Genomic DNA, 12,796 nt, shown 5'->3' with positions numbered 1-12,796 from the left:
CCTCTTTACGCTTGTTGCGCGCGGCGCTTATCCCACTGCGCCGCCGCTAAACCCAACACACAGCCTACCGCCAAGCCGCCGACATGCGCCGCGTTGGCGATATGCAAATCAAACAGGCTGAGCACGCCGCTGACACCAATCAACAGCCAACCCAGCATTAAACCGATCAAGGCTTTAGGTAGCGCATAAGCCACCACCGGATGCCGCCACTGATACAGCCAGCAAAAGCCCAACAGCGCAAACACCACGCCCGACAAGCCACCAAACAGCGGCGCATCACTGAACTGATATTGCGCCAAATTCGACAGCACGCCGGCAAGCAGCACTAGCGCCAAATACACGCTGCGGCCTTGTTGTAGCTCGATGCGCCGACCTAGCTCCCACAGCCACAGGGCGTTAAACACTAAGTGCAGCACGCTGAAATGCAGCAGCATTGGCGTGACCAAACGCCACCACTGCCCCGAGCTTAAGGTGTGCTCTAAGGGCAGAAAATGACCGTACTCACCGTGCACGGTAAAGGCTTGCAGGCTAAACCAGCTAACGATGTCTAAGCGCTCACCAAGGCCGGTAATCAGCGCGACGATGGCCGTTAACACCAGCCACAGGCCAGTAAGCCACGCTTGGCGCAGCTGCGCAGCAAAACTTGGGCGCTCGACCGGCACAGGACTCGCGGCTTGCGCGGCAAACGCCGCCCATGCATCTGGATTAGCAAACAGCTGCTGCACCGGCTCGACCAACTCGGCCGGCACCCAGAGCACTTGCTCGCCGCGTTCTTCGCTCACGCGGCACGGCACCTGTTGTTGCTGTAACAGCTGCACAAAGGCGGACAGGTCTTGATCCAGCGTGCAGCGCAGAGCGATGGCGAGATTCACGGCGCCTCCGGACGGCGCACGTTCACGGCGACAAACTTATCGCGCGACAGATGCCGCTCACCATCGAAGCGATAGGACACCAGCTGGCCGTACTTCACTGCGCTGTAATCCAAACACGCCAAGTTGGGGCGGATCGGCGCCGGCTTGCCGGTTTGCCAGTAGTGACCGACAAATAGCGGCGGTTCGCTGGCGGGGTAGACCAACAAGTCGGCGCGCTGCTCAGCCGACAGCGGCATCTCGGCTATCTCATCCGGCAGGCCATCGGGCTGGAACACCACGTCGCCTAAGGTTTGCGGGTCTTCTTCCCAGAACTTGGTGCGGAAGAACGCGCGGGTAAAGCCGTCGCTGCCGGTAAGCGTCATGCCGTGCGGCAGCGCCATGTCGGTACCACGCAGCAGGCGGTCGAGCACTTGGCGGGCAAAGCTGTCGCGCTCGCACGAGGCCTGTAAAAAGTGCTCATCAATGCGCCCATCGGGGTACAGCTGATACAGCGGCTCGATCAGCGCGGCATCCCAACAAGCATGCACCACGCGGAAGTTGCCGCCATCGAGCACCAAGGGCAGCTGCTGAAACCAATCCAGATCGCTTTGCCATTGCTCGGGGGCGTCGCGGTATTGCGCCAAGGTTTCGCGAATGATCCGCTCGTGCCGCGCATTGTGCTCGCGCACATGCTGGCGGCCACTGCCCGGCAGCGCGCGTGTGTGCCAGCCGAGGGCGTTGTATTCGTGGTTGCCCATGATGCACAGGGCAAAACCGGCCTCGACCATAGTGCGCACCAGCGCCACCACCTCACGAATGCGCGGGCCGCGATCGAGCAAATCGCCTAAAAAAATCGCCCGCCGCGCGGGGTGCTGCCAGACGCCATCGACATGCGCATAGCCCAGCTCGCCCAGCAAGCGCTCTAAGGTTTGCGCGCAGCCGTGTATATCGCCAATCAAGTCGTAGCCTAGGTGCTCACTAGCCGGGGCGATACGCACTAATCGTGCCCTCCCAAGCGACTGCCCCAGCCGAGTTTGGTACGGCACACTTCGTAGAAGTTGTGATCCAGCGGGTGAATCAAGCGCAGCTTCTGCGCCTTCTTATAAATAGTAATGGTGTCGCCGGGGGCGCAGGTGACATGGTTTTGCCCATCGCACGACACTTGCGGGTAGATGCTCATATCGTGCGAAACGACAATCTTCAGCTCGCTGTTGCCGTCCACCACCATGGGTCGACTGGATAAGGTGTGCGGATACATAGGCACCACCACCATGGCGTCCAACTTGGGGTGCATGATCGGCCCGCCGGCCGACAGCGCATAGGCGGTGGAGCCGGTCGGCGTGGCGACAATCAAGCCATCGGCCTTTTGACTGCAGACGAATTGCCCCTCGATAAACAGCTCGAACTCGATCATGCGCGTCGATTTACCGGGGTGCAGGATGATGTCGTTCAGCGCATCAGCTTGGCCAATCGGTGTTTCGCCGCGGCGCACCACGCATTCGAGCAAGAAGCGGCTTTCCACCGTGTATTGGCCATCGAGCACTTCGGCGACTTTTTCTTCCAGCTGATCGGGGCGAATGTCGGTTAAAAAGCCCAAACTGCCCCGGTTAACCCCCAACACCGGCACCTTGTAGCGGGCCAGCGCGCGGGCCGCGCCGAGCAAGCTGCCGTCACCGCCGACCACAATCACCAAGTCGCAGATCTCGCCCATCATCTTTTTCGAGCACACCTGCATACCGTGACCGGGCAACAACTCGGCAATGGGCTCATCCAGCATGATGGCAATGCCGCGACTGCTGAGGAATTTCTTCAGCCGGCGCACGGTTTCAATCACCTGCGAACTGCCAAGACGGCCGATGATGCCAATGTTGCGAAACTGCTCCATGGGGCGCTTCCTTGAGGGATGTGCGGCAATTATCCGCCAGCCACAAGGGCCGGGGCAAACCGCAGGCGGTGATAAAGCCAATGCGGCAATTTCAAAAAAATTAGCCACACTCAATACAGGACTCATGACCAAGGACCTGTATGAGCGCCAGCCCACGCGCATACCCACGCGCTGTACTTCCATGGCCCATGCCGTGGCGGCTGAGCTTTGCCCTCATAGTGTGGCTAATCAGCGGCCTTACCAGCGCTGCCACGCTGCAGTTAAGTGACGAAGAACAGGCCTTTGTGCGCGAACATCCGGTGATTCGCATAGGCGTCGACGCCGGTTATGCGCCTTATGCTTTCTTTGACAGCCAACAGGCATTCCAAGGCCTTGCCGCCGATGTTATGCAGCTAATCAGTCAAAGCACCGGGTTACGCTTTGAACCTGTGCCAAACCTCAGCTGGCCGGAAATTCTTAGCGCCGCGCAAGAGCGCAAACTCGATGTCATCACCACTGCGGTGGTACGCCCCGAACGCACCGCTTACTTAAACTTCACCCAGATCTACATACCCACGCCACTGGTCATCATCACCCGTGACGAACGGCCGAAAATTCGCAGCAGCGCCGATTTTGAGCAAGGCACCGTGGCCTTGGTAAAAGGCTATTCCTCCACTGACGAGGTGCTAGAGCGGCACCCCAAAATCAACGCCCAGCTGTTTGACACCCCGCTTGATGGCCTTAATGCCCTAGCGGCGGGAGAGGTAGAGGCATATGTCGGCGTCATCGGCGTTAGTCATCACCTGATCAACCTGCATGGCCTCAGCAATCTGAAGATCAATGCCGGCTTTGATATGGCCCTCAACGGGCAGCGCCTGGCAACGCGCAAAGACTGGCCAGTGCTCAATGGGCTGCTCGACCGCGCACTCAGCCATATCGACCCACAACAACGCCAAGCGATTTTTCAAAAGTGGGTGCCCATCAAATACGAGCACCTAGAGCAGATCCCCGCTGGCATCAGTGCCGCACAACAAACCTGGCTAGAGCAACACCCTACCGTGCGTGTTGGGGTGCTCAATCAGCAAGAGCCCTATGAAAGCTTTACCCCTCCGGACTACCACCGCGGCCTAGCCAGTGCCTACCTAGAAAAACTGCGCGACAGCAGTGACCAGCTGATCGAGCTGCACGGCGCCGATAGCCCTGACGAACTGCTAGAGGCACTACGTGCCGGCAAGATCGACCTTATCAGCGCGTGGTATGACCCCAAAACGCCCAGCGATTTACTGGCCAGCCGCAGCTACCTCGACACGCCACTGCTGTTAATCACCACGCGCGATGACAGCGGCACCTACAGCGCCAGCAATCTGGGCCAACAGCCGGTCATCGTGCGGGCCGACAGCATGGCCGACCGCTGGCTAAAAAGCGGCGAAATCACCACCAACGTGATCCGCATGCAAAACAATCGTGCCGCGCTCGATAGCCTGCTCAATGGGCAACAAGGCGTGGCGGTGTTACCCGCAGCCATCGCCGTGCCCCTGTTACAGCAACGCCGTTACAGCGAATTAAGGGTCGCCGGCGCTCTGCCCAAGCGTCTGCGCTTACGCATGCTGATGCGCAACGACTGGCAAACTCAACAGGAACTGCTCAACCAACTCTTCAGCCGTATTGCCGACGAAGAGCACAGCCGCATTCGCAACCAGTGGTTCACTCCGCCCATACAGTACGGTTTAGGCGCCGAAACCATACTGCTATGGGCCGGTATCGGCGGGGGGCTGGCAATCACCCTTTTTGCTATCGCCATGCTGTGGAATCGCCGTCTGCACCAACGCATTCAGGCACAGCACCGTGCGCAACAAGCCCTGCTAGAAGGCCGCGAGAAAACCTTAGAGCTAATGATCAACGAAGTACGCCAGCGCGAGCAGGTGCAAGACGCCCTGCGCGATCAAACGGAAATGCTCCGCCGAGCGCAGCACGTTGCCGCGGTTGGTAGCGGGGTTTATTACCCGCACACACAACAGTTCGAGCTCAGTGATGAGGCCTGTCGCATTCTGCAATGCCCGGCCAACAAGCCGCTCAGTCTAGAGCAGCTACATAGCCGCTTATCCCCCGATGACCGCCGACGTTTTCAGCTCGACTGGCAAGCCTGCCTGAATGGCCATGCCCTCAACACGGAATACCCTTTATTTCTCGACGACGGCGAACACTGGGTTGGGCTGTGCGCCGAACTCGATCACAGCAGCCGCAAGCCGCGCATCATCCTCACCCTCAATGATTTGGATGAAATTCGCCGGCAACAGCAGGAATACCGCCGCCTGCATCAACTGATGACCGCACTGATCGAAGGCTCCATCGACTGCATTTTTGTCAAAGACGAGCAAGGTCATTACCTGATTGCCAACCGCGCCTTGTGCGAGCTCACCGGCCTTAACCCCGAGCAACTAATTGGCCGCACCGATTACGAACTCTTCCCCGCCGATTTGGCCGAGCAATACCGTCAAGACGATCAGCACTTTATGCAACTGAGCGAAGCTCGTACTTTTGAGGAGCCGGTGCAAACACCTAACGGACGGCGCATTTTTCTCACCACCAAAGGTCCGCTGTTATTGGATGGTGAAGTGCGCGGCGTGTTTGGCATTTCTCGTGAAATCAGCGAGCTAAAAAAAGCCGAAGAGCATGTGCGCCTGCTCAATACCACGCTAGAAAACCGCGTTGCGCAGCGCACCGCCGAGCTTGAGCACGCCAACCAAGAGCTACGCAGCTTTAGTTACTCCGTCTCGCACGACCTCAAAGCGCCACTGCGCGCCATTCAGGGCTACAGCCAGTTACTGCTCGAAGACCACACCGACCACCTCAATAGCGAAGGTCTGCATTTTGTGCAAACCATCGACAGCAGCGCGCGGCAGATGAGCGAGCTGATCGACAACCTGCTCGATTATTCGCGCACCGAACGGCAAGAGCTGCAATTCAACGACATCGACTTAGCGGCCTTGGTGGATGACGTACTCACCACCTACCAACCGCGCATTGAGCAAACGCAGGCAGAAATAGTGCTGCACCTGCACGATGCCCACCTGCACAGCGATGCACGTTGCCTTAAGCAAATTCTTAGCAACCTGATCGACAACGCGCTGAAGTTCCAACAGCCCGAGATGCCGCCAAAAATCACCATCAGCGCCCGCCATGACCTCGGCCATTTCACCCTGCGCGTGCAGGACAACGGCATTGGTTTTGACATGAAGTTCAACACGCGCATTTTTGACATCTTCCAGCGCCTGCACAGCCAAACCGAATTCGCCGGCACCGGCATTGGTTTGGCCATCGTGCGCAAAGCGGCGCAGCGCTTAGGCGCACAGGTTTGGGCCGAAAGTCGCCCCGGCTTGGGCAGCAGCTTTTTTGTGAGGATTCCCCAGCATGAGCCCGACGATGCGGCACTTCGTGCTGATTGAAGACAACCCGCTGGATATCGACCTGATCCAGCGCGCCTTCGCTCGCCTAGGGCAAGCGCAAGCCTTGCAGGTGGTCGCCTCGTGCTCGCAAGCACGGCAACTGTTCGCCCAATGGCAAAACCAAGAAGCCCTGCCGGCGCTGATTTTGCTCGATATCAACCTGCACGGCGAAAGCGGCCTAGACTTACTGGAAGAGCTGCGCGCCCAACCACTGACCGAGCACATTCCCGTGGTGGTGTTGTCGTCGTCGCAAGAGCACTGCGACATTAAACGAGCTTATCGCAGTGGCGTTAACGCCTATCTGCAAAAGCCCATGGAGTTTGCCGAACTGCGTAGCCTGCTGGCCGAAATCGCCAGCTTTTGGGGCCAACACAATATAACTTGCCACTAGGGACAGCCATGCACCTGTATTTGCTGGAAGACTCACGCACCGATGGCGACTTAGTGACCCGCTTCATCCAACGTGCGCGCCCACATTGGCAAGTGCACGTTGCCAATAGCCTAAAGCAAGCCCGTCAAGACCCAGCGTGCCAGAAGGCCGACCTGCTGCTGCTAGATATTCACCTGCCCGACGGTAGCGGGCTGGATTTGCTCCTCGAGCTGCGCGCGCAACACTTCACCCAAGCGATTGTCATGCTCACCGGGCACGGCGACGAAGAATCTGCCGTGCGCGCCCTCAAAGCCGGCGCCAACGACTACATCAGCAAACGGGGTGACTATCTAGAGCGCTTGCCACAGCTGCTGGAACAGGCGCTCCTGCGCCAGCAAGGGCATGCCTCTTTTAGCGATAAACAATTGCGCGTGCTGTATGTCGAGCATGACGCCCATGATATTGACCTAACCTACCGCCACCTCAGCCGTCACGCCCCGCACCTGCAACTTGAGGTATGCCGCAGTGGTCTTGAGTGCGAGCAGCGCTTAGCCGAAGGCGAGCAGCCTGACGTGCTCCTAATTGACTACCGCCTACCCGGCGAAAATGCCCTTGAGCTGGTACAGCGGCTGTTTAGCAACGGCAGCCTTAATCTGCCGGTGGTGCTGATTACCGGGCAAGGTAATGAAGACGTCGCCGCCCAAGCCTTGCGCCTAGGCATTAGCGACTACCTGGTCAAACACCCCGCTTATTTATTCGAGTTACCAGCCTTGCTGGAGCGTGCGCGCCGTGACCATCAATTGCAGCAAGAGCAGCGCGCCCATCGACACAGCCTGCAAAATTTACGACTACAAGCAGCAGCTTTTCAAAGCAGCCACAACGGCATTCTGATCACAGATTTACGCCAACGGATTTGCAGCGTTAACCCTGCACTGTGCCAGCTAACCGGCTACTGCGAAGATGAGCTGATTGACCAGCGCCCCTCATTGCTTAACTCCGGCCTACATGATGGCGACTTCTACCAAGAGCTCTGGCAAACGCTGATGGACCAAGGCCATTGGGAAGGCCAATTATGGAACCGCAGCAAAGACGGACAAGTGCGCTTATTGCGCGTCAGCATCAGCCGCATTCTGGGCGATCACGGCCTACCCAAACATTACGTGGCGGTGTACACCGATTTAAGCCAACTGCAGCAAGCGCAATCGCAACTGCAGCACCTAAGCCACTACGACGCCCTCACCGACCTGCCCAACCGTTTGCTGCTAACCACTCACCTTGAGCACTGGTTGGAGCTGGCCCACCAATCACCGGACGACAATCACGCCGTAGCCGTGTTGCATTTGGACTTAGACAACTTCAGCCGCATTAACGACAGCCTCGGCCAACGCAACGGCAACCAGCTACTGAAAACCTTTGCCCGCCGTTTACAACGCAGCCTTAACGCGCAAGAAACCTTAGGTCGCTTAGGCTCGGATGAGTTCGTGTTGCTAATTTCTCACTGCCAAGCCGAACACGCAGCCCTGCGCGCGCAAGAGCTGCTCGCCTGCTGCGAAGAGCCTTTTCGGCTTGATACACAAGAGCAATACGTTCACGCCTGTATCGGCATCAGCTTAAGCAGCCCCAATATCAGCGCCGAGCTTTTGCTGGAGCATGCTGATACGGCGCTGCATAAAGCCAAACAGCGCGGACGCCAGCAAGTTACTTTTTATCGCGAGGACGATGGTCACGCAGCCCGCCAACATCTGGCGCTAGAAAATCGCCTACGCCAAGCGTTAAACCGCAACGAATTCCAGCTGTATTACCAACCGCTCGCGCGCCTCGATAATGGCAAAGTGGTAGGCGCTGAGGCGCTGCTACGTTGGCTACCGAAAGACGGCCAAAGCGTGGGGCCAGCGGAGTTTATTCCGCTTTTGGAAGACAGCGGCCTGATCGTTCCGATCGGCCAATGGGTACTTGAACAAGCCTGTGAGCAAGCCCAGCGCTGGCTACAGGCGGGGTTTAAGCTGCAAACCATGGCGGTCAACATCTCGCCGGCACAACTAAAGCTTGCCCCTGTACTTAGGCAGGTGCAGCACACCTTAGCCAACAGTGGTTTACCTGCGGATATTTTGGAACTGGAAGTCACCGAGTCAGGGCTATTAGAAAACAGCAGGAAAACCTTAGCCGTGCTGAATAATCTGCGCGGCCTTGGCGTGCGTATCGCCGTGGACGACTTCGGCACTGGCTACTCCTCGCTGGCGTACTTAAGCCAACTGCCGCTGGACAAACTCAAAATCGACCGCAGCTTTGTCATGCGTCTGCATGAAAGCCCGCGCGACGCGAGCATAGTGCGTGCGATTATCGCCATGGCCAACGAGCTGGGCTTGCACATTCTCGCCGAGGGCGTAGAAAGCGCCGAGCAGGCCCAGCACTTAAGTGGCTTGGGCGCTCAGCTATTCCAAGGTTTCTGGCTTAGCCCGGCGATACCGGCCGAGTGCTTTGCCGAGCAGTTTCTCAGCCGCCAACCGGGCTAAACCTGCACAAACCCTGTGCCGACTAGCGTTTACGGCACAGGGTTAACCCATCGCCGACCGGCAGCAGCGACAGGTCAATCCGTTCGTCGTGCAACAGCGCCTTATTCAGCGCCTGCAGAGCGCGGGTGTCTAAGTCGCTGGTGTGCGCATCCAGCACCCGGCCACTCCACAGGGTGTTGTCCAACAGCAGCAAACCACCGGGGCGCAGTAAGGCCAAACCCAGCTCGACATATTCGGCATAGCCGGTTTTATCGGCATCGATAAACATCAGGTCATATTGCCCGACCCCACCCGCCTTGAGCCTGGCCGATAAGGTTTCTTCTGCCGGCGCCAGCACCAGCTCAATGCGTTGCTGCACGCCGGCGGCCTGCCAGTAGCGCTGCGCAATGGCCGTCCACTCGGCGGAAACGTCACAGCAGAGGATCTTGCCGTCTTCAGGCAACACCTGCGCCATGCTCAAGGCGCTATAACCAGTGAAGGTGCCGACTTCGATAATCTGCCGCGCGCCCATCAGCTTCACCAGCAAGGCCATAAACTGCCCCTGCTCTGGGGCAATTTGCATGCGCGCCATTTCTAGCGTCGCGGTTTCTTCGCGAAGCTGGCGTTGCCACGGCGTTTCGCGCAGCGACACGCCGCAGAGGTAATCGTAGAGGGCGTCATCGAGCACTAAGGTGCGGTTACTCATGGGGCTCTCCTAAGGCGTTAAGGCGTAAGGGTGATCAGTCACAGTTTCATCCATGACCATAGCCGATCATGCAGAACTGACACATTAATCACAGAACCACAGCCGAGTGCGCGGCATGCTGCGGGAAATTGACGCCAAACATCGTGCGCCACATATCCGTTCATGCACCCACTTAGACAAGTCCAGCAGGGAAGCCGGCCAGGTGAGCCCATGCAAGACCATTTCGGCAGCACCGCCCGACTCGCATTTCGCCAACCCGCACGCTGGCCGTGGCAGTTGTTAGCCGCGTTGGGCCATCTGTGCATCGCTCTCTGTGCGTTACTGCTGTTACTGGAGCTGGCCTGGCAACTCAGCCCCGAGCAGCTCCCTAGCAGCCTAGCCCCGGCCGGTGCCCTGGCGGCACTGAGCTTGTCGCCGCTGCTCTTGGGCTATTGGCTTAGACGTATAGCCAAACGCCGACTTGAGCAACTGCCGACGCTCACCCTAGCGCGGCATTTACGCTAGGCAAACACCGCTGCAATGCCTGCACGACTCAATCACAGCGTTACGCGGTGCTCACAGACTCGCCTACCTTTTGGTATGTCTCGTCTGCTGCGCTCCGGGCGCCTTGCGCTTGCGCCGTTCGCCAATTTCATCGGCGTTTCCTTCGCCTCTCTCTATGCGCCTCTCTATTCGCCTCTCTATTACAAGGCAGTTAAACTGCTCGGCGGAGGCTTTCACCCATGCAAAACCCAGACGACGGCGACGATTTCGCCCTGTTCCGCTCCGCCGTAAAAGGCGTTAAACGCATCGAGCACGACCGTGCCGACACCGGCAAAGTGCACAGCGATGCGGCCACCCGCAAAGTGCGCCAAGCCAACGCCACCGCCAAACTCGGCAACACCCGTGTGGATGGCCTGTCGGATCAGTTCATTATCGATGTCGATGCCGAAGACACCCTCTACTGGGCCCGCGACGGTGTGCAAGACGGGCAAATGCGCCGTCTCAAAACCGGGCAAATCAGCTTTGAAGGCAGTGTCGATTTGCACGGCATGAGCGTGGAAAAAGCCCGCGAAACCCTCTGGGACTTCTTTGCCGAAGCGGCCAAGCTGGAAGTGCGCTGCGTGCGCGTCACCCACGGCAAAGCCGCGCGTTTAGATGGCCGCAAGCCGCTGATTAAAAGCCACGTGAATACGTGGCTGCGCCAGCACCCGCAAGTGCTCGGCTTTACCTCGTGCCTGCCTAAACACGGCGGCACCGGGGCGATTTATGTATTGCTGAAACGCCACATGATGGACGGCCGCGACGACTAATCTGGCGTGCTCAGCCTTGCCGAGCCGCCTGCAACGGCCTACCCTGCCGCGCATCCACCTTTTTAAGACTGAAGATTTATGTCACTGGAACAACACTACAGCGCCATCCTCACTCAACTCGGCGAAGACGTGCAGCGCGAAGGCCTGCTCGACACCCCCAAGCGCGCCGCTAAAGCCATGCAGTTTTTGTGTCGCGGCTACCAGCAAACGCTGGATGAAGTGGTCGGTAGTGCGCTGTTTAGCTCCGACAACAGCGAGCTGGTGCTGGTAAAGAACATCGAGCTGTATTCGCTGTGCGAGCATCACCTGCTGCCCTTTATCGGCAAGGTGCATGTGGGCTACCTGCCTAACGGCAAAGTGCTGGGCCTGTCGAAAGTGGCGCGCATCGTCGATATGTTCGGCCGCCGCCTGCAAATTCAAGAAAACCTCACCCGACAAATCGCCGAAGCCATCGAGCAAGTCACCGGCGCACTGGGCGTGGGTGTGGTGATCGAAGCGCAGCACATGTGCATGATGATGCGCGGCGTAGAGAAGCAAAACTCGTCGATGGTCAGCTCGGTAATGCTGGGCGAACTGCGCGCCAACCCAGCTACCCGCAGTGAGTTTTTGAGCCTAATCGGCAAGTAAGTACCTTAAGGGCTCGCCGCCGTGCGAGCCCTTTCCCCCTTTCTTCACGCCCCCCGCTAAGACGAAAGGCGCGCCTGCGCAGCACGGTATTTACCCGGCGTGCTACCCGTCCAGCGCTTAAAGGCGTGAATAAAGCTGGCGGTTTCCGCATAGCCCATGCGCTCCGCCACCGACTCCACACTCAGCTGCGCGGTGGCTAATAACTCCATCGCCACGCCCGCCCGGGTTTCTTCCAGCAGCGCGCGAAAGCTGGCTTGCTCGTCATCTAAACGCCGCCGAAAGGTGCGCGGGCTCATATTGAAATGCTGCGCCGCCGCCTGCAGCGATGGCATCTGGCCGATATGTGCCAAGAGTAACGCGCGCACTTGCCCAGCAAAGCCCGACTGCTGCTTACGCTGATCGAGCAACTCCTCACACTGACGCACGCAAAACTGCGCGGTGGCTGCATTGGCTTGCGGGGTGGCGCGATCCAGCACCGCACGATCAAACACCAAGCGGTTGGCGCTGGCGCCCAAGTGCAAACGGCTCTCCTGAATAATCGCCGGCATCTGAGTAAACGGCAGCGTGTCGACCGTCAGATAAATATCGCGCGGGCGAATAATTTGCTCGCTCATCATCGAGCGAATCAGCAACAAGGTGATTAAAAACTGCCGTTCGAGAACGAACTGCCGCAAATGCGCGGGGATATGCGCGATATCGATGTGAAACTCGGCGCTATCTTCATTCTCGTGCAGCGAGTACTTGGCCAGCACCAACGACAAATCGGCAAAACGTAGCGCCACATCAATCGCCGCGCGCACCGTAGCACTGCTGATAATCGCAAAGCCCCAAATACCCAAAGTACTCAGCTGATAGCGCATACCGGCCTGTAGCCCCAAGCCTTTAACGTCTGGCAGCGCGCGCACCAAATTGTCGATCACTTGCAGCTCTTGGCTTGCCTCCACCTGCGTGGTGGGGTCCGCCAGCTGCGCCGGGCTGATACCTGTCTGCTGCAGGCACTGAGTGATACTCAGGCCATGCTCCTGCGCCAAGTCAATCATGACCTGCACACTGCCAACGCCACGCCGACTGGGCACGTTTACCCCCTTCTGCTGTTCGCCATGGCCATCAGTATCAAGTTAATCAGGCCGATGGCAACCGCCGACACA

The 12,796-nt window shown here is 58.5% G+C and carries 11 protein-coding genes; 6 read left to right on the top strand and 5 right to left on the bottom strand.

The window, feature by feature from the left end; translation table 11 throughout:
* Positions 1-5: 5 nt before the first annotated feature.
* The 3 genes from BMX80_RS02935 to BMX80_RS02925 are packed head-to-tail and all read right to left on the bottom strand — an operon-like array spanning position 6 to position 2,736.
* Positions 6-872, bottom strand: a complete 867-nt coding sequence (locus BMX80_RS02935) for a rhomboid family intramembrane serine protease (protein ID WP_074864885.1) — start codon at positions 870-872, stop codon at positions 6-8.
* On the bottom strand, positions 869-1,843 hold the full coding sequence (locus tag BMX80_RS02930) for a metallophosphoesterase (protein WP_074865001.1): 975 nt from the start codon (positions 1,841-1,843) through the stop codon (positions 869-871). The genes BMX80_RS02935 and BMX80_RS02930 overlap by 4 nt, the downstream gene beginning before the upstream one ends.
* 5 nt (positions 1,844-1,848) lie before the next feature.
* A complete protein-coding gene (locus tag BMX80_RS02925; RefSeq protein WP_071871157.1) occupies positions 1,849-2,736 on the bottom strand; it encodes an NAD(+) kinase in 888 nt (295 codons plus the stop codon).
* A gap of 140 nt (positions 2,737-2,876) precedes the next feature.
* On the opposite strand from BMX80_RS02925, the gene BMX80_RS02920 reads away from it, so the two are divergent.
* From BMX80_RS02920 to BMX80_RS02910, 3 genes are read left to right on the top strand one after another with little or no spacing between them, the layout of a single operon-like run.
* A complete protein-coding gene (locus BMX80_RS02920) occupies positions 2,877-6,161 on the top strand; it encodes a transporter substrate-binding domain-containing protein (protein WP_074864882.1) in 3,285 nt (1,094 codons plus the stop codon).
* Positions 6,127-6,552 (top strand): response regulator, encoded by a 426-nt coding sequence (locus BMX80_RS02915; RefSeq protein ID WP_074864879.1) that lies wholly within the window; start codon positions 6,127-6,129, stop codon positions 6,550-6,552. The genes BMX80_RS02920 and BMX80_RS02915 overlap by 35 nt, the downstream gene beginning before the upstream one ends.
* 8 nt (positions 6,553-6,560) lie before the next feature.
* Entirely contained in the window at positions 6,561-9,044 is a 2,484-nt protein-coding gene (locus BMX80_RS02910) for a two-component system response regulator (protein ID WP_074864875.1), read from the top strand.
* Positions 9,045-9,066: 22 nt separating this feature from the next.
* Here the strand turns inward: BMX80_RS02910 and BMX80_RS02905 are convergent, their stop codons facing one another.
* Positions 9,067-9,729, bottom strand: a complete 663-nt coding sequence (locus BMX80_RS02905; protein ID WP_074864872.1) for a class I SAM-dependent methyltransferase — start codon at positions 9,727-9,729, stop codon at positions 9,067-9,069.
* 210 nt (positions 9,730-9,939) lie between these two features.
* Between BMX80_RS02905 and BMX80_RS02900 the strand changes: the two genes are divergently transcribed.
* The 3 genes from BMX80_RS02900 (at position 9,940) to folE (ending at position 11,648) form a co-directional block, all read left to right on the top strand.
* Complete coding sequence (locus tag BMX80_RS02900) at positions 9,940-10,233, top strand: hypothetical protein (protein WP_074864869.1); 294 nt, start codon at positions 9,940-9,942, stop codon at positions 10,231-10,233.
* Positions 10,234-10,451: 218 nt separating this feature from the next.
* A complete protein-coding gene (locus BMX80_RS02895; protein ID WP_074864867.1) occupies positions 10,452-11,021 on the top strand; it encodes a Smr/MutS family protein in 570 nt (189 codons plus the stop codon).
* Between the two features lie 78 nt (positions 11,022-11,099).
* Positions 11,100-11,648: a GTP cyclohydrolase I FolE gene (gene folE / locus BMX80_RS02890; protein ID WP_071871150.1), complete on the top strand. Its 549-nt coding sequence runs from the start codon at positions 11,100-11,102 to the stop codon at positions 11,646-11,648.
* A gap of 56 nt (positions 11,649-11,704) precedes the next feature.
* Here folE and BMX80_RS02885 read toward each other — a convergent pair whose 3' ends face one another.
* A complete protein-coding gene (locus BMX80_RS02885) occupies positions 11,705-12,724 on the bottom strand; it encodes an AraC family transcriptional regulator (RefSeq protein WP_139213999.1) in 1,020 nt (339 codons plus the stop codon).
* Positions 12,725-12,796: the final 72 nt, after the last annotated feature.

Origin of the sequence: Atopomonas hussainii (assembly GCF_900109735.1) — a bacterium.
Classification (GTDB): domain Bacteria; phylum Pseudomonadota; class Gammaproteobacteria; order Pseudomonadales; family Pseudomonadaceae; genus Atopomonas; species Atopomonas hussainii.
This window is presented reverse-complemented; position numbering and strand designations above follow the sequence as displayed.